Annotated in this window: 19 protein-coding genes; 5 read left to right on the top strand and 14 right to left on the bottom strand. The window is 70.5% G+C overall.

Going from position 1 to position 21,708, the window contains the following annotated elements; translation table 11 throughout:
* Positions 1 to 17: 17 nt before the first annotated feature.
* The 4 genes from OCS65_RS08115 to OCS65_RS08100 form a co-directional block, all read right to left on the bottom strand.
* Positions 18 to 1,178: a glycoside hydrolase family 76 protein gene (locus tag OCS65_RS08115; protein ID WP_161997176.1), complete on the bottom strand. Its 1,161-nt coding sequence runs from the start codon at positions 1,176 to 1,178 to the stop codon at positions 18 to 20.
* Positions 1,179 to 1,254: 76 nt separating this feature from the next.
* Entirely contained in the window at positions 1,255 to 1,920 is a 666-nt protein-coding gene (locus tag OCS65_RS08110; protein ID WP_029545427.1) for a TrmH family RNA methyltransferase, read from the bottom strand.
* Positions 1,921 to 1,922: 2 nt separating this feature from the next.
* A complete protein-coding gene (locus OCS65_RS08105) occupies positions 1,923 to 2,543 on the bottom strand; it encodes a hypothetical protein (protein ID WP_029545429.1) in 621 nt (206 codons plus the stop codon).
* Between the two features lie 47 nt (positions 2,544 to 2,590).
* Positions 2,591 to 3,358 carry an SDR family oxidoreductase gene (locus tag OCS65_RS08100; protein WP_029545431.1) on the bottom strand — a complete coding sequence of 256 codons (768 nt, stop codon included), beginning with the start codon at positions 3,356 to 3,358 and terminating at the stop codon, positions 2,591 to 2,593.
* Positions 3,359 to 3,421: 63 nt separating this feature from the next.
* Between OCS65_RS08100 and OCS65_RS08095 the strand changes: the two genes are divergently transcribed.
* Positions 3,422 to 3,868, top strand: coding sequence for a hypothetical protein (locus tag OCS65_RS08095; protein ID WP_043796715.1), 447 nt, complete (start codon positions 3,422 to 3,424; stop codon positions 3,866 to 3,868).
* A 36-nt stretch (positions 3,869 to 3,904) separates the two neighbouring features.
* On the opposite strand, the gene OCS65_RS08090 is transcribed toward OCS65_RS08095, so the two are convergent.
* The 9 genes from OCS65_RS08090 to clpB all read right to left on the bottom strand — a co-directional run bounded on the left by OCS65_RS08090 (position 3,905) and on the right by clpB (position 13,404).
* Complete coding sequence (locus tag OCS65_RS08090) at positions 3,905 to 4,654, bottom strand: lysoplasmalogenase (RefSeq protein WP_029545433.1); 750 nt, start codon at positions 4,652 to 4,654, stop codon at positions 3,905 to 3,907.
* Between the two features lie 47 nt (positions 4,655 to 4,701).
* Positions 4,702 to 5,844, bottom strand: a complete 1,143-nt coding sequence (galK, locus tag OCS65_RS08085; RefSeq protein WP_029545435.1) for a galactokinase — start codon at positions 5,842 to 5,844, stop codon at positions 4,702 to 4,704.
* Complete coding sequence (galT, locus tag OCS65_RS08080) at positions 5,841 to 6,947, bottom strand: galactose-1-phosphate uridylyltransferase (RefSeq protein ID WP_251551007.1); 1,107 nt, start codon at positions 6,945 to 6,947, stop codon at positions 5,841 to 5,843. The genes galK and galT overlap by 4 nt, the downstream gene beginning before the upstream one ends.
* 19 nt (positions 6,948 to 6,966) lie before the next feature.
* Positions 6,967 to 7,506, bottom strand: coding sequence for an orotate phosphoribosyltransferase (gene pyrE, locus OCS65_RS08075; protein WP_006945331.1), 540 nt, complete (start codon positions 7,504 to 7,506; stop codon positions 6,967 to 6,969).
* A 78-nt stretch (positions 7,507 to 7,584) separates the two neighbouring features.
* Positions 7,585 to 8,217 carry a LemA family protein gene (locus tag OCS65_RS08070; RefSeq protein ID WP_306430621.1) on the bottom strand — a complete coding sequence of 211 codons (633 nt, stop codon included), beginning with the start codon at positions 8,215 to 8,217 and terminating at the stop codon, positions 7,585 to 7,587.
* Between the two features lie 108 nt (positions 8,218 to 8,325).
* Positions 8,326 to 9,114 carry an SDR family NAD(P)-dependent oxidoreductase gene (locus OCS65_RS08065; RefSeq protein ID WP_029545441.1) on the bottom strand — a complete coding sequence of 263 codons (789 nt, stop codon included), beginning with the start codon at positions 9,112 to 9,114 and terminating at the stop codon, positions 8,326 to 8,328.
* 49 nt (positions 9,115 to 9,163) lie between these two features.
* Positions 9,164 to 9,823, bottom strand: coding sequence for a type III secretion system chaperone family protein (locus OCS65_RS08060; protein ID WP_029545443.1), 660 nt, complete (start codon positions 9,821 to 9,823; stop codon positions 9,164 to 9,166).
* A 30-nt stretch (positions 9,824 to 9,853) separates the two neighbouring features.
* Positions 9,854 to 10,771, bottom strand: coding sequence for a DUF5666 domain-containing protein (locus tag OCS65_RS08055; RefSeq protein WP_029545445.1), 918 nt, complete (start codon positions 10,769 to 10,771; stop codon positions 9,854 to 9,856).
* 77 nt (positions 10,772 to 10,848) lie between these two features.
* On the bottom strand, positions 10,849 to 13,404 hold the full coding sequence (gene clpB, locus OCS65_RS08050) for an ATP-dependent chaperone ClpB (protein WP_029545447.1): 2,556 nt from the start codon (positions 13,402 to 13,404) through the stop codon (positions 10,849 to 10,851).
* A 242-nt stretch (positions 13,405 to 13,646) separates the two neighbouring features.
* On the opposite strand from clpB, the gene OCS65_RS08045 reads away from it, so the two are divergent.
* The 4 genes from OCS65_RS08045 (at position 13,647) to OCS65_RS08030 (ending at position 18,447) form a co-directional block, all read left to right on the top strand.
* Positions 13,647 to 14,807 (top strand): FAD-binding oxidoreductase, encoded by a 1,161-nt coding sequence (locus OCS65_RS08045; protein WP_006931236.1) that lies wholly within the window; start codon positions 13,647 to 13,649, stop codon positions 14,805 to 14,807.
* A 255-nt stretch (positions 14,808 to 15,062) separates the two neighbouring features.
* Positions 15,063 to 15,674: a response regulator transcription factor gene (locus OCS65_RS08040; protein ID WP_373566445.1), complete on the top strand. Its 612-nt coding sequence runs from the start codon at positions 15,063 to 15,065 to the stop codon at positions 15,672 to 15,674.
* Positions 15,675 to 15,688: 14 nt separating this feature from the next.
* A complete protein-coding gene (locus OCS65_RS08035) occupies positions 15,689 to 16,426 on the top strand; it encodes a Pvc16 family protein (RefSeq protein WP_072635971.1) in 738 nt (245 codons plus the stop codon).
* A complete protein-coding gene (locus OCS65_RS08030) occupies positions 16,423 to 18,447 on the top strand; it encodes an ATP-binding protein (protein ID WP_065922229.1) in 2,025 nt (674 codons plus the stop codon). The genes OCS65_RS08035 and OCS65_RS08030 overlap by 4 nt, the downstream gene beginning before the upstream one ends.
* An 8-nt stretch (positions 18,448 to 18,455) precedes the next feature.
* On the opposite strand, the gene OCS65_RS08025 is transcribed toward OCS65_RS08030, so the two are convergent.
* Positions 18,456 to 20,447: a hypothetical protein gene (locus tag OCS65_RS08025; protein WP_157127569.1), complete on the bottom strand. Its 1,992-nt coding sequence runs from the start codon at positions 20,445 to 20,447 to the stop codon at positions 18,456 to 18,458.
* Between the last annotated feature and the right edge of the window lie 1,261 nt (positions 20,448 to 21,708).

The following is a 21,708-nucleotide window of genomic DNA, read 5'->3' as shown; positions in this document are numbered from 1 at the left end:
GCCGTCGACGATAGCCGTTATCGATAACCGTTTTCAAAACGGGTGCGGTCGGGCCGCGCGGCGCTCGGCCCGGGCGCCCGCTCGGCGGCCACGGCGTAGGCCGACTCCATCAGCATCCACCCGCTCAGCTGCACCGACAGATCCCGCTCGGCCACCCCCGAGCTGCGCACCGTGCCGCCGGAGAAGCGCGCGATCCCAGGGGCCGTTCCCGGCAGCCGGGCCTGGACGGACCAGTCCCGCCCGAACAGGGGCAGCCCCTCGATCTGCAGGCGGTTCGCCCACGCGGCCTGCGCGGACGCGAGCACGATCCGCGCCGCGACCCGGCGCGCCCGTTCGTCCTCGGGATCGACCACCGGCAGCGTCGTCGCGACCATCGCCAGGTACCGGACGAGGATGCCGTTGAACAACCCACCGTCCCCACCGCCGCCGCCGGTGATCACCCCCCGTTCGGTCAGCTGGTTGTCGACGGCCTCGACGAGGGCGTGCACCCGCTCCCGGTGCCGCGGATCGCCCATCCGCACCGCCAGCTCCGTTTCCAGTCCGAGCACGACGCCCTGGCAGTACGTGTAGACGGCGCGCTCGACCCGGTCGCGCCGGATCCCGTCGAAGATCAGGCCGGTCTCCGCGTCGTGCAGCGTCTCGTGGATCCAGTCCGCCATCTCCTGGGCCCGCAGCAGCTTTCCGGTGCGGGCGAGCAGCAGGCCCGCCGGGCCGTTGGCCGGGGTGTTGTAGAAGTCGTCGCGGCGCCGCCAGGGGATGCCGCCGCCCCGCTCGGGCGCCCACGCCGCGAACAACTCGTTCTCGAGGACGGCGATGGCGTCGCGGCGGTCGACGTAGAGGTGCCGCTGCGCCCGCTCGAGCGCCAGGCCGAGCCAGGCCATGTCGTCGAAGTAGTTGTTGGTCCAGCCGGCGAGGTTGCGGATCCGGTGCGAGCGCGTCAGCCGCAGCACCCGGCGCCGGCGCCGCGGCGTCGCCTCCCGCTCGGCGGCGTCGACCGCGAGATCGATCAGGTGGGCCTGCCACCAGTAGTGCCAGGTGAGGAAGAGCCGTTCGCGGCGCACCGCCGGCCAGCCGACGACCCCGAGCGCGGTGCCGGGCAGCGCCCACAGCCGCCGCACGTGCCGCGACATGACTGCAGCCTCCGCGAGATCCGCCCGCTCGGCCCACACATCCGACATGTCGTCGCCAACCTCGTCTCACCGTCGCTACCGATACCAGCTTTCCCCTATCGGCCGCTCCCCGTCGAACGTTTCTTCACCAGGCCCGGTCGAGATCGGCGTGCTGCCGGATCCAGGCGTGCATCGCGATCCCGGCGGCGACGCCGGCGTTGATGCTGCGGGTCGAGCCGAACTGGGCGATGGACACGGTCGTCGCCGCGACCTCCCGCGCCCGCGCCGTGACACCGGGCCCTTCCTGGCCGAACAGCAGCATGCACGCGCGGGGCAGCTGCGCGGTCTCGAGCGGCACCGATCCGGGTGTGTTGTCCACCGCGACGATCGTCAGTCCCCGTCCGGCTGCCCAGTCGATCAGGGAGTCGACGTCGGGGTGGTGCACGAGATGCTGGTACCGGTCGGTCACCATGGCCCCGCGACGGTTCCAGCGCCGACGGCCGACGATGTGCACGGCGGCCGCCGCGAACGCGTTGGCGGTGCGCACCACCGTGCCGATGTTCGCGTCGTGCCCGAAGTTCTCGATCGCCACGTGCAGCGGATGACGGCGGTTGTCGATGTCGGCGACGATCGCCTCGCGCGTCCAGTAGCGGTAGGCGTCGACGACGTTGCGGCGGTCGCCGCGGGCCAGCAGCTCCGGATCGTAGCGCGGATCCTGCGGCGGTTCGGTGCCGAACTCCTCGGCCCACGGGCCGCACCCGTGCGGGTGCTCGCCCCACTCGGTGGGGCCGGGAGCGTCGTCGAGTTGCACGGTCAGAAGGTCGTGTTGGAGCCGGCGGCGATCGTGAAGCCGTGACCGGTGGCGTCGTTGGCGCAGGTGACGTCGGCGTCGGTGGTCTCGCACGTGTAGCCGAGCTTGCTCAGCCGCGATCCGCTCGGCAGCACCGGGTCGTCGCCGCCGGAGGTGTAGACCGAGCCGCCCGAGCACATGAACTCCGCCGGGCCCGCGTCCTGCACGCGAATACCGTTGCCCCAGTTGACCATGCAATTCTCGGGACGCGGGGGGACCGGATCGGTGGCGCCCTCGCAGCCGGCCTCGGTGCGCGAGGGGAGTCTGACGATGCCGCAGCGGAACCCGCCGTCGGGGCTGGTGAAGTAGTACGACTCGTTGCGCTCGTACTGCACGTCCGCCAGCGTCGTCGGCGCACTGTCGGGGGCCGGCGCCGGCGGCGTGGTCGTCGTGGTCCCGGTGGCCGTCGTGGTCCCGGGGGCCGTCGGCACGGGTGCCGCGGTCGTGGTGGTGGTCGTGGCGGCCGCGCTCGCCGACGACGCGGCGGCCGGCTGCTCCCCGCCGTCCGCGGTCCCTCCGCACCCGGCCAGTGCCAGCACCGCCACCGCGGCCGCACCGATCGACGACATCCGACGCACGTTCACCCGACTCCTTCCGTCGCTGATCCGTCCGCCACTCTAGCGAGACCGCCTCAGCTGCCGGTCACCCACCGGTTGACCAGGCGATTGAGCCGGGTGGGCGTAACCTGCGCGAGGGCGGCGAACGCCTTGGCCTGCCAGCCCACCGCGTGGTGCACACCCGACGGCCGCCGCCCGGGGCGGGTCAGGTCGTAGAGATCCCGGGCGACGTCGTCGGCGGTGAGCCGGATCCCGAGCCGCCGCGCGGCGCCGACGTTCAGGTCCCGGGTCATCGCCGTCTCGACGAACAGCGGCCACAACGCGATCACCCGGACGCCGTGCGGGGCCCATTCCAGATCGAGCGCCTCGGTCAGCCCGCGCACGGCGAACTTGGTGGCGCTGTAGGTCGCGAGCTCCGGCTGGCCGTAGAGCGCCGACGCCGAGCAGAGGTTGACCACCTGGGCGCCGGGCGTGCGGCGCAGGTACTCGAACGCGCTGTGGCAGCCCGTGATCGTGCCGGTGACGTTGACGTCGACCATCTGCCGGTGCCGTGCGAGCGCGGTCGTCTCGAACGGTCCCGACGCCAGGAGGCCGGCGTTGTTGACGAGCAGGTCGAGGGTGCCGTCGGTGCAGAACCCCTTCAGCGCCCGCTCCCAGCCCGGCGCGTCGGTGACGTCGAGAACGCCGGTGACGATGCCGGGCTGCTCCGCGGCGAGCACCTCGAGGCCCGCCGCGTCGACGTCGACGGCCGCGACCCGGTAACCGCGGCGGGCGAAGAGCAGTGCGGTGGCGCGGCCGATCCCCGAGGCGGCGCCGGTGACGAACACACTGGGTGAATTCATGGATGCAGCGTAGCGACGACGGACGTGGCGCAGGTCACGGACTATCCTGGCATCGGAGGAGCAATGAACCACGTTCGAGTCGTTCGTGCCGTCGCATTCGTCACCGCCGGGTACATCGTCGTCCTGGCGCTGTGGCTGGGCCTGTTCGTCGGCAACTCCCCCGAGGGCACCGTCCCCTACCAGATCATGTTCCTGCTGGCCGCGTACGGCTCGGCGCTGGGCATCGCCATGATCCTCGCCGGGCGGCCGCCGCGCGCCGACCGCCGCCTCGCCCGCCGCGGCCTCGAGGGCTGGGCCACCATCACCTCGGCCCGGCAACTCGGCCACACCGTCGACAACGGCGAGCTGACCGAACTGGACCTCGACCTGACGGTGCCGGGCTCCGAGCCGTACCACGGACGGGTGCTCTACGAGGTCGCCCGCGAGGATCTCGCCCGGTTCGAGCCCGGCCGGGTCGTCGGCATCCGGGTCGACCCCCGCGACCGCGACCGGATCGTCCTCTGCCCGTAGGCGACGCGCGCACGAAAGTGCCTGCCGCGCCCGTCGTTACCCGCGCAGGTAGCCCCGGCGCGCGCGAGTGTCGTCCCGGCCGAGGGCGAGCTTGCCCTCGACGAGGAGCAACTGCGCGAGCGCGTACGTCGCGAGCACGAATCCCTCCGCCGCGGCCCGGGTCCGCTGCGACCGCAGCAGCACCCGCCGCACGACGATGGTGCCGTCGGACAGGGTGAAGACCAGGCCGCCGGCGCCCAGCCAGCTGCGCCGGTCCTCGTTCGGGATCGGCAGTCCGGCCACCCGCCGGGCCCCGGGCGCGAGCGCCGGATCGGCGGCGAGCGTCGCGGTGGTGCCCAGCAGGGCGCCGTACCCGGTCAGCGGCGCCGCCACCTCCGGGGACCGTGCGCCGAGCAGACCGGCGGCCCCGAGCGCCGCGACCGCCCGCGGCACCGCCGCCGACCGCGTCGGACGGGCACCGCGACGCACCAGCAGGGCTGAGTAGCAGGCCTGCATCACGGCGAACGACGACGCACCGCGCAGCAGCCGGGCGTCGTCGTCCGGGTCGATCATGAACACGTCGCCGACGGTCGCGCCGGTCAGCCCGAGCAGCAGCAGGGCGGTGTCGAGCCGGTCGGTGTGCGGGGCGTGCCGCAGCACCCGCACCGCCAGCGACGGGCCGATCAGCGGCTTGGCCACCCGCTGCAACCGCTCGTTGCCGAGCACCCCGCCCACGACCGTCGCCGCCGCGGCCGCGGCGAACACCACATGCTCGGCGTTCCACTTGTCCCGGCTGAACCATCCCATGGCCGGCAGCGTACCGACCCGCACGACGTCACCCGGCCGCCTTTCCCTCAGGAGCAACGCCGGGCGCCCGCCGCCGCCACCGCACGCAGGAACTTCGGCCGCGGCAGGTCCCGCTCGCGGGCGGCCGCCGTCACAGCCTCCGCCACCGCGGCGACGTCCGTCGCCCGGCACAGCGCGATCGCGGATCCGCCGAATCCGCCGCCGACCATCCGGGCCCCGAGCGCCCCGGCGGCGCGGGCGGCGTCGACGGCGCTGTCGAGTTCGACGGAGCTGACCTCGAAGTCGTCGCGCAGCGACCGGTGCGCGGCGTCGAGCAGCGGCCCGAGCCGGTCCGGGGCGTCGTCCCGCAGCGCGGCGACGGCGGCACGCACCCGGGCGATCTCCGTGACGACGTGCCCGGCCCGGCGCCGCAGCACCGGATCGGTCAGCGCGTCGAGCGCAGCCACGGTGTCGACCTCGCGCAGACTCGTCACGCCGAGCCGGCGCGCGGCCTCCTCGACGTCGCGGCGCCGCTGCCCGTACGGCCCGTCGACGAGGCGGTGCGGCGCGTCCGTGTCGACGACGAGCAGCGCCAGGCCGTGCGATTCCAGGTCGATCGGGATGTGCTCGACCGCTCCGGTCGCGCAGTCCAGCAGCAGTGCACGACCGGCCCGGCCGCGCAGCGCGACCTGCTGGTCCATGCCGCCGGTGGGGGCGCCGACACAGTCGTTCTCGGCCCGCGTGCAGGCGGCGGCGAGGGCGGCCCGGCCGGCATCGTCGACCGGCAGCCCGTACAGCTCGGCCAGGGCGAGGGCGACGGCCGCCTCGAGCGCCGCCGAGCTGGACAGGCCCGCCCCCACCGGCACGTCGGAGGCGATCGCGACGTCGACGCCCGCGAACCCGGGCGGGTCGAGCGTATGAATCACCCCGGCGACGTAGGCGGCCCAGCCGCCGGTGCGTCCTTTGGGCGGCTGGAGCAGCCCAAAGGACGCACCGGCGAAGCCCTCGCTGACGAGCCGCACCGTCCCGTCGTCGCGGCGACGCACCGCCGCCGCCGTGACCTGCGGCAGCGCCAGGGGCAGGCACAGCCCGCCGGCGTAGTCGACGTGCTCACCGATCAGGTTGACCCGGCCCGGCGCGCACCACACCCCCTCCGGTATCCCACCGAACTCCCGGGCGAACTCGGCCGCCGCGGCCGCGCACACCTTCATCCGGCGAGCTCCCGAAGTCGCGCCGCGATGCGTTCGGCGGAGGTGTCGCTGATCCATACACCCATCGCGGACTCCGAGCCGGCCAGGTACTTGAGCTTGTCGGCGGCGCGGCGCAGCGAGAAGATCTGGCAGAACAGACGACCGTACGGTCGCTCGTCGCCGACCGGCGCCTGGTGCCAGGCCGCGATGTAGGGGACGCGGTCCACGCCGTCGAAGAACAGGTCCACGCGGCGCAGCAACTCCCGGTAGGCCACCGCCAGCTCGTCGCGCTCGGCGTCGTCGAGGGCGGTGAGGTCCGGCACGTCGCGATGCGGGGCGAGGTGCACCTCGATCGGCCACCGCGCCGCGGCCGGCACGTAGGCGGTCCACCGCCGCCCGGACCACACGATGCGCGTGCCCGCCCGGCGTTCGGCCTCGAGCACGTCGCGTTGCAGCAGCCGGCCCGTCGCGGCGTGGTGCGCGCGGGCGCGCTGCACCAGTACCTGCGAGCGCGCCGGCAGGAACGGGTAGGCATAGATCTGCCCGTGCGGATGTTGAAGCGTCACACCGATTTCCGCACCGCGGTTCTCGAAGCAGAACACCTGCCGCACGTCGGGGGCGGCCGAGAGCTCGGCGGTGCGGTCGGCCAGCGCATCGAACACCGTGCGGGCCCGCGCGACGCTCAGGTCGGCGAACCGGGCGTCGTGGTCGGCGGTGAACGCGACCACCTCGCAGCGGCCCGTCGCGGGTCGTCGCGGCCACAGCGGGTCGCCGTCCACCGGACCGGCGACGGCGCCACCCGGCCCGAGGGCCGGGAAACGGTTCTCGAACACCACCACGTCATAGTCGTCGGCGGGGATCTCGGTGGCGGCCCGGCCCGGACGGGTGGGGCACAGCGGGCAGTCCGCGGGGTCCGGCAGGAAGGTGCGGTCCATGCGGTGCGACGCGGAGACCACCCACTCCCCCGTCAGCGGGTCGAAGCGGAGTTCGGACGCGGCCCCGGCCGACGGTAGCCGCCGCGTGTCGTGCCGCTCCCGCACCGCGCCACCACCGACGTACGGCTCGGTGTCGTCGAAATAGAACAGTTCCCGGCCGTCCGCGAGGCGCGTCGCGGTCCGTCGCACCCGCCCGGCCACGGAGAACCTAGGCGTCCTGCAGTCCCAGGTCCTGCAGACCCAGCAGGTAGCGGTACTCGACGCCCTCCGCGGCGATCACCTCGCCGGCACCGGTGGCCCGGTCGACGACGGTGGCGACACCCACGACCGTCGCGCCGGCGTCGCGCAGGGCCTTGACCGCGGTGAGCGGAGAGTTGCCCGTGGTGGTCGTGTCCTCGACCACCAGGACGCGCTTGCCGAGCACGTCGGGACCCTCGATCTGCCGCTGCATGCCGTGCGCCTTGGCGGCCTTGCGGACGACGAACGCGTCGATCGGGCGGCCGGCGGCGTGCATGACCGCGAGCGCCACCGGATCGGCACCCATGGTGAGGCCGCCCACGGCGTCGAAGTCCCAGTCGGCGACCAGTTCCCGGATGAGCTTGCCGATCAGCGGGCCGGCCCGGTGGTGCAGGGTGGCGCGGCGGAGATCCACGTAGTAGTCGGCCTCTTTGCCGGACGACAAGGTCACCTTGCCGTGCACCACCGCCAGTTCGCGAACCAGCGCAGCCAACTCCTCGCGATCACTCATCGCAACCCCTCACCGTCTCTCGTTCCACGCCGCGCCCCGAGGGCGCCGGCGACGACGAGCCTAGTCGGGGTCCGACGGTCAGGCCGCGACGGTGTCCGATCCGCCGGTCGGCGCGTCCGATCCGCCGGTCGGCGCGTCGCCTCCGGGGGCGGAGGCGGGAGCCGTCGCGACGGGCTCCGGCGGGGCCACGGCGGTGGGGGCGGGCGGGGCGGCGACCTCGAACAGCGGGACGGGTCCGACCGCGGCGAGGCGCGCGAACACCGAGGCCGGGAAGGTGATGGTCGCGGTGTTGATGGCGCGGCCGAGGTCGTTGTGGACGCGGGCGGCCCCGGCGATGCGCTGCTCGCGGGTCTGCAACTCGCGGGCGACGCGGATGAACGGCCAGTGGTTGACGCCGTCGAGGACGCCGATCAGGTCGTGCAGGGCCGCCGACAGGGTGTTCTCGGCCGCGGCCCGCTCGCCCAGGGGCAGCCGCTGGTCGCGCATGGCGATTGCCAGGGAGCGGGCTCCGACGACGGGGCTGAGCCGGCTGCGGTCCATGCCGGCGCCGGCGGAGGCCGCGACGAGGGCGGGCACCTGGTCGTAGCGGTCGTCGAGTTCGTTGGTCAGCAGGCGCAGGCTGTCACGGTGGCGCGACTTCAGCACCCGGAGGCGGCGGACGGCGACGCGCGTCCACAGCAGCAGTACCACCACGACCGCAACGACAATCACAAGAGCCACAGACGTCACAGGGCGGAATCTACCGCGGGGCCGAGGGGACGCCCGAGTCGCGACGCGCCGTGTCGGCGCGCCGTGTCCGGACCGTTACCTGCGCTGGGCCTACGTCCGTCCCCGGCCGCGGCCGACCAGGTTGGTCGCCCTGCGCACCAGGTTCTTCGGGACGAGCCGGCCCACCGTCGTGAGCACCTTGTACTGCAGGCCCGGAATGCTGATCACCTTGCCGGCCTCGAGGTCGGCGAGGGACGTGCGCACCACCGTGTCCACGTCGAGCCACATCAGTTCCGGGATCGAGCTCATCTCGATCCCGGCCCGCTCGTGGAACTCGGTGTGCACGAAGCCGGGGCACAGCGCCTGCACCCGCACCCCGGTGCCGGCGAGGCCGCCGGCCAGTCCCTCGGTGAACGAGACGACGTAGGCCTTGCTCGCCGAGTACGTCGAACCCCGCCCGGAGAGCAACCCGGCGACGCTGGCGACGTTGACGATGCTGCCCCTGCCTGCCGCGATCATCGGCGGCAGCGCGGCCCGGGTCAGCTGCATCACGGCGGTGACGTTGACGTCGAGCTGCGACTGCAGCAGAGCGGGGTCGGCGGTCCAGAATTCGCCGGACGTACCGAACCCGGCGTTGTTGACGAGCATCTCCACGCCCTCGGCGAGGCGCCGCGCGACGGAGGCGCGGCCGTCCTCGGTGGCCAGGTCTGCGGCGAGGACCTCCGAGGTGGTGCCGAAACGCGACGTCAGTTCGTCGGCGAGGGACCGCAGGCTCTCCTCGCGACGGGCGACGAGCACGAGGTCGTACCCCTTGCCGGCGAGCGCGCGCGCGAAGCCTGCGCCGATGCCGGACGTGGGGCCGGTGATCAGGGCGACGGGCCGGGTGGCAGCGGAAGTCATGGGCTAAAGCTAGCGCAGCGCGCCGGCCGCTTCCGGTGACGCGGTGGGCTCAGTGCCGCGCGGAGGGGCGGCCGGGGTCGTGCGCGACCCGGTCGAGTTCCTGCGGCTCCACGATCGGGGGCAGCACGTGCAGGATCCCGGAGAGCCGGGCGACGGTCTCGATGGCCGAGTCCCATTCCCGGCCGGTGCTGCCCACGGGGATCGAGCCGAGGGTCCATTCGCCCTCGCTCCACAGCATCTGCACGTGCGGCGGGATCGACTCGGTGTAGGCGACCATGCGCTGGTCACAGATGCGGCGGGCGATCTCGAGGTCGGTGGCGAACACGATGCGCGGACCGATGGCGCCGAGCAGGTTCATGTCCGAGTCCTTCGGCGGCGGCGTCGACTTCAGGCGCAGGTCGATGTCGACGTCGGAGCCGACCTTGCGGCGCACCGCGACGATCGTCGCGGTCTCCTCGATGTCGAAGAGGATGAACTCCTCGCCACGGCGGATGCCGTGGACCACGTCCACCGCGCCGAGATACTCCTGCTTGGCCAGGGCCGCCCGGTGCCAGTGCCCGGGCAGGGTGTCGTCGGCGGCGCTGTACTTGTAGCCCTGGGCGCGCGCCCAGATCTCGCGCACGCGGCCGGACTGTTCGCGGCGCGTGCGGTCGATGTAGAGCAGCACCAGCGCACCCGCGAGTGCGATCGCCGCCAGTCCGAACCACATAACCGTCATCGAGGGTCAGCCTATCGCGTTCTAGTTGCCCGGACCGCCGAAGGACGGCAGGGACGCGCTGACCACAGTGTCGGCGATCATCTCCCCGTCCCGCAACGGCGAGCCCTGCGCGACGACCGAGTCGCCGACCCGCAGCGCCGACGGATCGGAGCCCGCGAGCGACATGATCTGCGTCTCGGGCGTGAGCCGCACGGTGACGCTCGAGCCGCCCATGCCGCTGAGCGTGAGGGAGGTGCCGTCGTTGGCGGTGATCGTGCCGACGACGGTGCCGGCCGCGCCGATGACGTCGCCGAGCCCGCCGGGCAGCTGCTCGAACGGCAGGCCGGGCACGGCCGGGTCGGTGGTGGGCGCGGGCGTCGTGGGCGCGGGCCGGGGCACCGTGGTCGTGGTGGTCGGGGCCGCCGCGCTGCGCTGCTGCGGGTCGTCGCCGCTGCCGCCGCTGAGCAGATAGCCGCCGAAGCCGGCCAGCACGATCAGCGCCACCGCGGCGAGCAGGATCAGGCCCCAACGGCGCCGCCGGGGCGGCTTCGCGTCGAGAGCCGGGTACTCGCCGGTGTGCGGCGGGGTGGGTGGCGCCGCCCCGTACTGCTGGGTGTGCGGGTACTGCTGCGCCGACGTGTACTGCTGGGTCGGCGCGTACTGCTGGGTCGGCGCGTACTGCGGCTGGGGCCCGTAGGAGCCGGGCTGCTCGAACGCCTGCGTCGGGTTGGGCGGCGCCGCCGTCGGATCGAACCGGGGGTCGTACGCCGGGTAGACCAGGGTGGGGTTGGCGGGCGGACGGCCGTACGCCTCGGTCGGGTCGGCGGTGTGCAGGACCCGGGTGTCGTCGGCGTCCGGGTCGGTGCGGCCGGTGCCCGTCGCGCGCGCGTCGTCCGCACGCCCCTCGTCGAGCGAGTAGGCGCGCTCCTGGGGGGTGCGCGGATCGTGCGGGTTCGTCATGGTCCCTCCAGGTTAGGCGCTGCGCGCCGGTGCGTCCTTCGGGCTGGCACAGCAGCCCAAAGGACGCACCGGCGCCGTCAGGCGCCTATCACGAGGTGGTCGCCGTCGTCGCTGACGCCCACCGAGACGGTGTCGCCGTCCTTGATGTCCCCGGCCAGCAGCTTCTTGGCGAGCTGATCGCCGATCGACTGCTGGATGAGCCGGCGCAGCGGACGCGCACCGTACTGCGGGTCGTAGCCCCGCACGGCGAGCCAGAACCGGGCCGAGGTCGACACGTCGAGCGCGAGCCGCCGGGCCGCTAGACGCCCGGCCAGCTGCTCGAGCTGGATGTCGACGATCTGCTCGAGCTGCTCCTCGGTCAGCGAGTGGAAGATCACCACGTCGTCGAGCCGGTTGATGAACTCCGGCTTGAACGCCGCCCGCACCGCCGCCATGATGTGCTCCCGGTCGCCACCCGCACCGAGGTTCGAGGTGAGGATCAGGATCGTGTTGCGGAAGTCGACGGTGCGGCCCTGCCCGTCGGTGAGCCGACCGTCGTCGAGCACCTGCAGCAGCGTGTCGAACACGTCCGGGTGGGCCTTTTCGACCTCGTCGAACAGCACCACCGAGTAGGGGCGGCGACGCACCGCCTCGGTGAGCTGGCCACCCGACTCGTAACCGACGTAGCCCGGAGGGGCGCCGACGAGCCGCGCGACGGAGTGCTTCTCGCTGTACTCGGACATGTCGATCCGCACCATGGCGCGTTCGTCGTCGAACAGGAAGTCCGCCAGCGCCTTCGCCAGCTCGGTCTTGCCGACGCCGGTAGGGCCGAGGAACAGGAACGAGCCGGTGGGCCGGTTCGGGTCGGCGACGCCCGCCCGCGAGCGGCGCACCGCGTCCGACACGGCCTGTACGGCCTCGTCCTGGCCGACGACCCGCTTGCCGAGCTCGGACTCCATGCGCAGCAGCTTGGCGGTCTCGCCCTCCATCATGCGGCCGGCGGGGATGCCGGTCCAGGCGGCGACGACGTCGGCGACGTCGTCCGGGCCGACCTCCTCCTTGAGCATGACGTCGCCGTCGGAGGCGGCTCCGGACGCGGCGGCGGCCTTCTCCAGTTCCTTCTCCAGCTGCGGGATGCGGCCGTAGCGCAGCTCCGCGGCCTTGCCGAGGTCACCGTCGCGTTCGGCGCGTTCCTCCTCGCCGCGCAGCGCCTCGAGTTGTTCCTTGATTCCCCGCACCGAATCGATGGCGGTCTTTTCGTTCTGCCAGCGGGTGGTGAGCTGGTTCAGCTTCTCGCGTTCGTCGGCGAGTTCGGCGCGCAGCTTCTCGAGCCGGTCCTTGGAGGCCTCGTCGGTCTCCTTCTGCAGCGCCATCTCCTCGATCTCGAGGCGACGGACGATGCGCTCGACCGAGTCGATCTCCTCGGGGCGCGAGTCGATCTCCATGCGCAGCCGGGACGCGGCCTCGTCGACGAGGTCGATGGCCTTGTCCGGCAGGAACCGGGAGGTGATGTACCGGTCGGAGAGGGTGGCGGCGGCGACGAGCGCGGAGTCGGTGATGCGCACGCCGTGGTGCACCTCGTACCGCTCCTTGAGCCCGCGCAGGATGCCGACGGTGTCCTCCACGCTCGGCTCGCCGACGAGCACCTGCTGGAAGCGGCGTTCGAGGGCGGCGTCCTTCTCGATGTACTTGCGGTACTCGTCGAGGGTGGTGGCGCCGACGAGGCGCAGCTCGCCGCGGGCGAGCATGGGCTTGATCATGTTGCCGGCGTCCATCGCCGATTCGCCGGTCGCGCCGGCGCCGACGATGGTGTGCAGCTCGTCGATGAAGGTGATGATCTGCCCGGCCGATTCCTTGATCTCGTCGAGCACGGCCTTGAGGCGTTCCTCGAACTCGCCGCGGTACTTGGCGCCGGCGACCATCGACCCGAGGTCGAGCGCGATGACGGTCTTGCCGCGCAGGGACTCGGGGACGTCGCCGGCGACGATGCGCTGGGCGAGGCCCTCGACGATGGCGGTCTTGCCGACGCCGGGCTCGCCGATGAGCACGGGGTTGTTCTTGGTACGCCGGCTCAGCACCTGGACGACGCGACGGATCTCGTTGTCGCGGCCGATGACCGGGTCGAGCTTGCCCTCCCGGGCGCGGGCGGTGAGGTCGGTCGAGTACTTCTCGAGCGCCTGGTAGGTGCCCTCGGGGTCCGGGCTGGTCACGCGGGCGCTGCCGCGGACGGTGGTGAACGCGTCGCGCAGCGCGGCGGGGGTGGCGCCGTGCCCGACGAGGAGCTTGGCGACGTCGGAATCGCCGCCGGCCAGGCCGACGAGCACGTGCTCGGTCGAGACGTACTCGTCGTCGAGTTCGGTGGCGAGGTGCTGCGCGGCGGTCAGGGCGGCGACGGCCTCCCGGCCGAGCTGCGGCGTGGTGGTGGCGCCGGTGGCGCTGGGCAGCCGGTCGACGAGTGTCTGCGCCTCCCGGTGCACGACGGTCGGGTCCACGCCGATGGCCTTGAGCAGCGGCGCGGCGATGCCGTCGGTCTGGTCGAGCAGCGCGACGAGCAGGTGGGCCGGACGGATCTCCGGATTGCCCGCAGCGGACGCGGACTGCATGGCAGCCGTCATCGCCGCCTGGGTCTTGGTGGTGGGATTGAACGAGTCCACTGCGAACCCCTTCCCTTCATTGAGCGAGCCGGTATCAATTCTGCACCCGCCAGCCTCCCGCCGCGGGCGTTCGCATGCTTCAACGGCCCCAAAGTTGAGTTTGTTCCGCTCAACTTTATCGAGTCGTGTGACCTGCGGCACATCGCGGGGGTCATCGAGCCGCTCGACGTCGATTGTGGCCGAAACACCGCCGCGGGACTACAGTGGCGGCCGACCAGCAGAGACGGCGAGCGGGAGGGTGCGTGGAGGCCTTCGCCGTCGCCCGTGTCCAGCTCAGCTTCGCGTCGATCGTCGCGACCCCCGGCGGCGCCGAGCGCTTCGCCACGGCCTTCTACACCGCCCTGTGGAGCGACACCGTCGGCATCCGCGAGCTGTTCCCCGCGGGAATGGAGACGATGCGGCAGCGGTTCGCGACCGCCGTCGGCTGGGCGATCAACCGGCTCGGCGACCCCGACACCGTCACCGCCTTCCTCACCCAGCTCGGCCGCGACCACCGCAAGTACGGCGTCCGGCCCGACCACTTCCATGCCGCCGGCCGGGCCCTGCACACCGCCGTGCGCGAGTGCACCCCGCCCATCCTGTGGACCGACGCCCTCGACCGCACGTGGTCCGGGGTCATCACCCACGTCGTCGACACCATGGCCGCCGCCGCCGCCGAGGACGACCTGCCCGCCGCGTGGGGCGCCACCGTCGTCGGCCACGAACGGGTGCTGCCCGACCTGGCGATCATCCGGCTCGAGACGGACTCGCCCATCCCGTACCACGCCGGGCAGTACATGAGCGTGCAGATCCCGCAGCGGCCGCACATGTGGCGGTACCTGTCGGCGGCAATCCCCCCGAACCCGTACGGCCAGATCGAGTTCCACGTCCGTCGCGTGTCCGGCGGCTGGGTCAGCCCGGCACTGGTCGGCGACACCTCCGTCGGGGACCGCTGGGTGATCGGGCCGCCGCTCGGCGGCCTGCACGTCGACCGCGACAGCGGTGAGGACGTGCTGATGATCGCCTCCGGCACAGGCCTCGCGCCGCTGCGGGCGCAACTGATGGAGATGGGCATGCGGGGCGACAACCCGCGCGTGCACCTGTTCTTCGGCGGCAAGTACCCCTGCGACCTCTACGACCTGCAGACGCTGTGGCAGCTGGCCACCACCAATCCGTGGCTCACGGTCGTGCCCGTCGTGGAGGAGACCGAGAACCCGTGGTGGCACCCGGTTCCCGTGGAAGATCCGCCGCCGGGCCTGCACCGGACCCTGCACGGCAAGCTGGGAAAGGTGGTCTCACAGTTCGGCTCCTGGGCCGATCGGCAGATCCAGATCGCCGGGTCCCCGTCGATGATCAAGACCACCCTCTACGCACTGTCCGCCGGCGGCACGCCGCGGCAGAACATCAGCTTCGACCCGCTGTAGATCCGCATCTGCCGCACATTGTGTGCCGGTGAGCCTACGCACCGCACCGGCGGTGACCGCAATTCGTTCCCCTTCGAGCCGCCTCACGGGTAATTCGACCTCCGAAGCGATTCCTGGGGATCTCGTTCGGTCCGGGCAATGGACGTCCACCGTGTTGAGCGTTCCGATTCGCCCGTTGAGCCGATGTTGAGCGCCGTCCGGACACTTGTTGTTGCCCATTCACACCTCCCCCGGGAGCAAGAGATGCAACCCCGAGTGCCTGTTTACGTATACGCCGACGACTCGATACTCCGGGCCGGAGTAGTCAGTCAGCTGCGCATGCGGAGCGAGGTGGCCGTCGTCGACACCGATCCGGAATCCGCGGAGGTCGCCATCCTCGCCGCTGACGTTCTCGACGACGCCGCCATGCGGACCCTCCACGCCCTCCAGCGCGGCTTCTCGCCGCGAGTGATCCTCGTCCTGCGTGTCATCGACGACTCCACGCTCGTCGCCGCGGCAGAGGGCGGTATCAGCGGCCTGCTCCGCCGTAGTGACGCGACACCCGACCTGCTGGTCCGCACCGTCCAGCGCGTCATCGCCGGGGACGGGGTCGTTCCTCCTGACCTTCTCGGCCGCCTGCTCGGCCAGGTCGGTGCCCTGCAGCGACAGGTACTGACGCCGCGCGGATTGCGATTCTCGGGACTCTCCGAACGCGAGGTCCAGGTTCTGCGTCTGGTGGCCGACGGACACGACACCTCTGAGATCGCGCAGAAGCTCTGCTACAGCCAGCGCACGGTCAAGAACGTCCTGCACGACATCACCACCCGGCTGCAGCTCCGCAACAGATCGCACGCCGTGGCATATGCCGTCCGCGAGGGACTGATCTGAGGCCGGTGGTCGCCGTGATATCCGATGTCGATGCAGCTCTCCGCCAGCTGATCGAGCACGAGGCGATCGATGACGCGGAGGTTGATGTCGTCTTCGACGCACCGACCAAGGACTGGGCGGCCCGCCGCACCGGTCCGACGGTCGACGTCTACCTGTACGACATCAGGGAAGACCTGCGCCGACGCCAGCGTGGCCTCGTGAACGAATACGACAACGGGCTCGTGCGCGCCCGGCATCTACCTCCCCGCTACTTCAAGCTCTCCTATCTCGTGGCCGCCTGGACCCAACGTCCCGAGGACGAACATCACCTGTTGGGTCGGTTGCTGACCTGCTTCCTGCGGCACGATGCACTGCCGGGGAGCCTGTTGTCCGGTTCGCTGGCCGACCTCGGGATGCCTGTTCCGGTCGCCGTCGCGCTGCCACCGCCCGAAGACCGATCGTTCGCGGACGTCTGGACAGCGCTCGGCGGTGAACTCAAACCGTCCCTCGACCTCGTCGTCAGCATGCCCACACCTACCGGTCGTGTGCACCCGGCCGCTCCACCTGCCCTTCGCACTCCGCGCCTGTCCGCTGAAGGGAAACACGGCTCGGTTCCTGGTGAGCAGAAGCGCAGACGCACGCCGGCGCCGGACGGCTCCGATCCCGTCCCGTCCGGCCTCGAGACCTTGCCGGAGGACGCACCTCCGGCGGACGGCGAGAGTCCGTCGATCACCATGCGCAAGGCTCGCCGCAAGCAGGGACGCAACGAATGAACTCGGACGCCAACCTGCGGGATCTGCTCGACCGGTGCGCCCTGATCGAGGCACGCGTCCGCATGGTCGTGACCCATCGGCGCAGTTACGATCCAACCCCCGACGACCCCTTCCGAGGCCTGTATCTGAGCGACGAATCCGCAGTGGCGTTGCTCGACGTGGTTCCACCCCCGCCGGAGTCCGACCGCGTGGCTCGCATCGCACTGGATCGCCGGGCCGACGCGGCAGAAGCGGCGGGCGGCGACCTGCGGCTGCGTCGGCTTGCCCGGTCCGCCGGGCTGTCCGACATCGATGTCGACGCGTTGCTGATGTGCATGCTGCCGGACTTGAATTCGCGGTTCGAACGTCTCTACGGCTACCTCAACGACGACGTCACGCGGCGGAGGGCGACGATCGGCCTGGTCCTCGAACTACTCGAGCTGTCCCCCATGACAGCCGAGCACCGCGCACGATTGGCGGCAGGGGCGCCGCTGATCGAAACCGGCCTCGTACTGGTGGAGGACGAGGAGCGCCCGTTTCTCACCCGGGGCCTGCGAGTTCCGGATCGTGTGACCCAGCATCTGCTCGGCGACGATCGCTGCGACCCGGAGATCGCCGATCTGCCTTTCGATGCAGGGCATTTCGAGTCTCCCGTGTCCGGCCGGATCGCGCGGACGATACGAACAGGCCAGCACTGCACCTACATCCGGGAGTCCATCGGGTCCGGCGCTCCTGCTGTTGCCGTTGCAGCCCTGGAGGCAGCAGGTCGCTCCGCCCTGTGTGTGGACGCCAGCCGGCTGCTCGAGCACCCCGACCCGGCCCGCGCGGTGGTTGGGCTGGGCCGAGAAGCGATGCTACGCGGAGCCGGGATAGTCGTGACACCCATGGACGCGCTGGCCACACACACGGCGATCATCCGGGCGTTGTGCGAACTGACAGCACCCGTCGTTGCGATCGGAACCGTCACCTGGGATCCGCGCTGGTCGGACAGCGTGCCGCTCCAGGTCGATGCGGAGCGCCTGTCGACCGAGGACCGAGCACACCTCTGGGCCGTCGCAGCCGGGGACAGCGTCGTCGACGGCTCCCTCACCGAGGTCGCGAACCAGTTCGTGCTGGGTCCGGCACAGATCGAACGTGCGGTTCGTTCGGCGCGTATATCGGCGAGCCTGACCGGCAGCACCCTCACCGGACGAGACCTGTGCCAGGGAGCGCGGGCGCAGAACGCGGCTGGGCTGGAGCGACTCGCCCGGCGCATCGAACCCTCGGTCGGCTGGGATGATCTCGTACTCCCCCACCGCGTCGTCGACCAGTTGCACGAGCTCACCGCTCGTGCTCGCTATCGGGAACGAGTCCTCACCGACTGGCGGATGCGGCCCGGTGGCGGACGAGGGCGTGGAGTCACCGCCCTCCTCGCAGGTGAATCGGGCACCGGCAAGACCATGGCCGCCGAGGTCATAGCCGGGGATCTCGGTCTCGACCTGTACTCGGTGGACCTGGCCGCGGTGGTGGACAAGTATGTGGGCGAAACGGAGAAGAACCTCGAACGCATCTTCGCGGAAGCGAGTGGCGTCAATGCCGTGCTGCTGTTCGACGAGGCCGATGCCGTCTTCGGCAAGAGGAGCGAAGTACGCGACGCGCACGATCGCTACGCGAACATCGAGAGTGCTTATCTGCTGCAACGCATGGAGAACTTCGACGGACTCGCCGTTCTCGCAACCAATCTGCGCGCCAACCTCGACGAGGCATTCGTCCGCCGGCTCGACGCCATCGTGGACTTTCCGACGCCCGACGAGGACGCACGGCGGGCGTTGTGGCGGCATTGTTTCGACTCACCGGTACCGTGCAGTGACGATCTCGATATGGACTACTTGGCCCGATCGTTCACGTTGTCGGGCGGCAACATTCGTTCCGCAGCCATCACCGCCGCCTACCTCGCGGCGGCGAGCAACAGCGCGATCGGCATGGAACATGCCATACCCGCGGTGCGTCAGGAATACCGCAAGCTCGGCCGACTCGTGCCGGAATCCGTCGCCGCCGGGTGATCCGATCGTCACGATTCGCTACTTCGGATGCACAATCCGCCGACACATCCGAGGAGGCACCCCACCACCACGAGCGGCAAACCGGTTCCTCCGGGCGCCGCAGAGAACTGCGCATCCGCGTAGACCGCGAATCCGATCGTGACAGCGATGGCAGCGAGGCCGGCAATGATGGTCATGCCACCCTTCGGACGCAGGATGCCGATCAGCATGAGCGCGATGAGCACGATCACGACCGCCCGAGCGATGGGTTGAGTCACGTAGGTGTAGTCGTCTCCGGTAGCGACGCTCATGATGTCGCCGATACCGGGGAACCGCCGCACGGTCAGCAGCGGAACCTGCTGTGCATCACCCGTCCATGGGAGAAACGCTCCGATCAACGCGATCAGGCCTCCAAGGAGGGTCGCGGCGATCCGGATCAGCGGAAGCAGGTCGTCCGAGGTCTGGGTGAGCACGGCGCCGGCATCCACGACGATTCCGCCGTCCTCGGCACCCACCTCGAGGTTTCGGACCTTGGCGTGCCCCATTCGCGGACGCGGCGCCCGGACGGTGACCTTCGCCCAACCGGCTTGCCCCGGGGGAATGTTCAACGTCGGCGGGTCGAAGGAGAACTGGACGGCGTTTTCGGGGTCGCGGCCCACCAGTCGCGCCCGGAGAGGCAAGGCCCTGCTCCTGTTGTCGACCACGACACGCAACTGTCCACGCGAACTGTTGTGCACGGTGAACTGTTCCGGCTCGAGCCGTATCCGAGCGAGGGTAATCGGCGCCGGGGACGCTGTCTGCACGAAGGCGCCCTGGGTCTTGACGGAACCGTCCTCGTTGCTTGCCACGACCCGGATCTCCCGGGAGACCGTCTCTCCGCCCGGCGGTGGTGGAGCGGAGACCGTCATCGCGACCCGCGACACCCCGCCCGGCGGCACTTCGAGTGCCCACGCCTCGAATTCGAATCCGACGGCGCGTTCCGGATCGGAACCGTTCAGCCGCACTTTCAGTGGTTGCGATCCACGGGTGTTGTCCACCGCTACACGGCAGCGACCGTGTGTGCGGTCCTTGACCGTGATCTGCTCGGGTTCGAGTCGGATTTCGGCTGTGGCAATCGGATTCGGCGAGGTCGTGTGTATCAGGGTTCCGTCTACGGTGGCCTCACTGGTGCCGTCGGTCGCGACGACCGTGAAGGGTTTGCTGGTTTCGGCTTCCTTCCGGGGAGCAACGAGTTGGGCGCGGATGCCGACCCGGCTCTCGGAACCGGCGCGGACATCGATCTTTGCTACATAGAACAAAACCCGGACCGATCCTTCCGGGTCTCGACCGGAGAGCCGGACATGTCGGTCGACGCCACCTTTGCGGTTGTCGATGATCAGCCATCCCTGCCCGTAGGGCGCGTCGGCGGCCTTGAGGGTGCTCGGTTCGAGCCGCAGCTGCAGTGCCGACACCTCTTGTTCGATCGTCAGATGCGTCTCGATCTCGGCCTGATCGTTCGCACCGCGGATCGTGGCGCGATACGACCGTGCCGAACCGGCCTCCGGTGGTGGCACGAGGACGGCGAGTCCGATCGGAACCGTCTCCCCCGGAGGAACTTCGATGACGTCGGCGGAGAACTCGAATTCGAGGAGATCCTCGGCGTCCGAACCGCTCAACTCGAAACGTTGAGGATAGTTGCTGCTTCGATTGTCGACCTTCAGCTCGACCTTCGCCGATGTCCCGTCCCGGAGCCTGACCCGCTCCGGTTCGACGTGGAGCTGAGCGGGGTCGCCGATCGGTGGCACCGTCAACGCCAGAGCGACGTCGATGGCGGCGTCAGGATCCTCGTCCGAATGTACTCGGATCGGTAGCGTGAACCTCTGAGCGGCAGGCCATCTGGGTGCATCGATCACGACGCTGATCGTGGCCGGCTTCTCCTCGTCGGGATAGAGGGCGATCGCGGGATGCGTCAGCTTCAACCAGCCCGGAGCATCGAGCGGCACCGCCCGGAAGCGATCGACGATCGTGGAGGTGTTGTGCACCCGCAGATCGAACGTGCCACCCCCTTCCGGATCGATCGTCAGCTCCGGAGTGACGATCTCGACGCGGGGAGGACGCGCCTCACCGTGACCGCCGGCGGAGCTCCGGCTCGGGGCGGAGGGGGCAGCACTTCGAACGTCCGAACCGGTAGCCCGATCCGGTGGACTCCAGGACGTCACCACCGGGATCTGGGACGTAAGTGTGCGCCCCTCATGGGTGCCCGATCCCGACTCGAACCCGACGAACCGTCCGCAGCGAACACAGAATTCGGCATTCGCCGCGTTGACGGTGCCGCAGTTGCCGCAGATGGGTGCGACATCCGCGTTCGAGATCCGTCCTGAATCGTCCATGTCAGCCGGCTTCTTACTCGACCTACCCGTCCCCCTACACACATCGATCTGCGGCGATCATCTTCGACCTGGTCCGCCTTCGGTCTGGCTTAGGCCGTCTACAGCGTTCCCGATCAATCGTTCCAGGGGGACAAATATAGGAGGAATCATCGTCCTCGGGCGTATAGCAGGTCCCATCAGGCAAGGGAATGCTTCCCAGCGGGCAGTCGGGAGGCTCGTAACATGTTCCGTCCGCTAGGGGATAGCTTCCCGGAGGGCAGTCAGGAGGCTCGTAACACGTCCCATCCGGCAACCGAGGACTACCATCCGGACACGGCTCCGGAGGCTCGTAACACGTCCCATCCGGCAACCGAGGACTACCATCCGGACACGGCTCCGGAGGATCCACAATCGGCGGACAGGTCTGCCCCGCCTGCACCGTAGTTCCATCCGGGCACGTGGTTCCTGTAGTTCCGGGATTCGGTGTTCCCGGTCCGGGGCTTGGTCCGGGGCTTCCCGGCTTGTGAGGCTGAGTCCCCGACCCCGGCGGTACCTGCGGAATCGGGACGCATGGGCCGGTCGGGTGCTGCAGACGCTGCTCTCCCTCAGCGCATTCCGGCGGTGGTGGCGCCTGGGTCGGAATTTCTGGGAAGAAGGAGATGAGGCTGACGCGCCAGTCGTTCCCTTGTTTGACAGCAGCGACACGGTCCACGCGCATGTCGCTCTCCTCGAGAACCGCCCCGTCCGACGCCGTCACCTTCTGGTTCAGCATCACCGCACGCTCGACGGCGTTTTCGGAGTCCTTCGGGTGCTCTCCGAAGATCACCAGGGCATCGGCGATCACCGAAGCATCCGCGGCTTTCCATTCGTCCCACCACACGCTGGTTCCGCGTTCACTGGAGTGATTCGCTGCCGCGAGCTCGGGAGTCAGATA

Source organism: Rhodococcus aetherivorans, assembly GCF_025722975.1.
In the GTDB taxonomy this organism is placed as follows: Bacteria; Actinomycetota; Actinomycetes; order Mycobacteriales; family Mycobacteriaceae; genus Rhodococcus; species Rhodococcus aetherivorans.
This window is presented reverse-complemented; position numbering and strand designations above follow the sequence as displayed.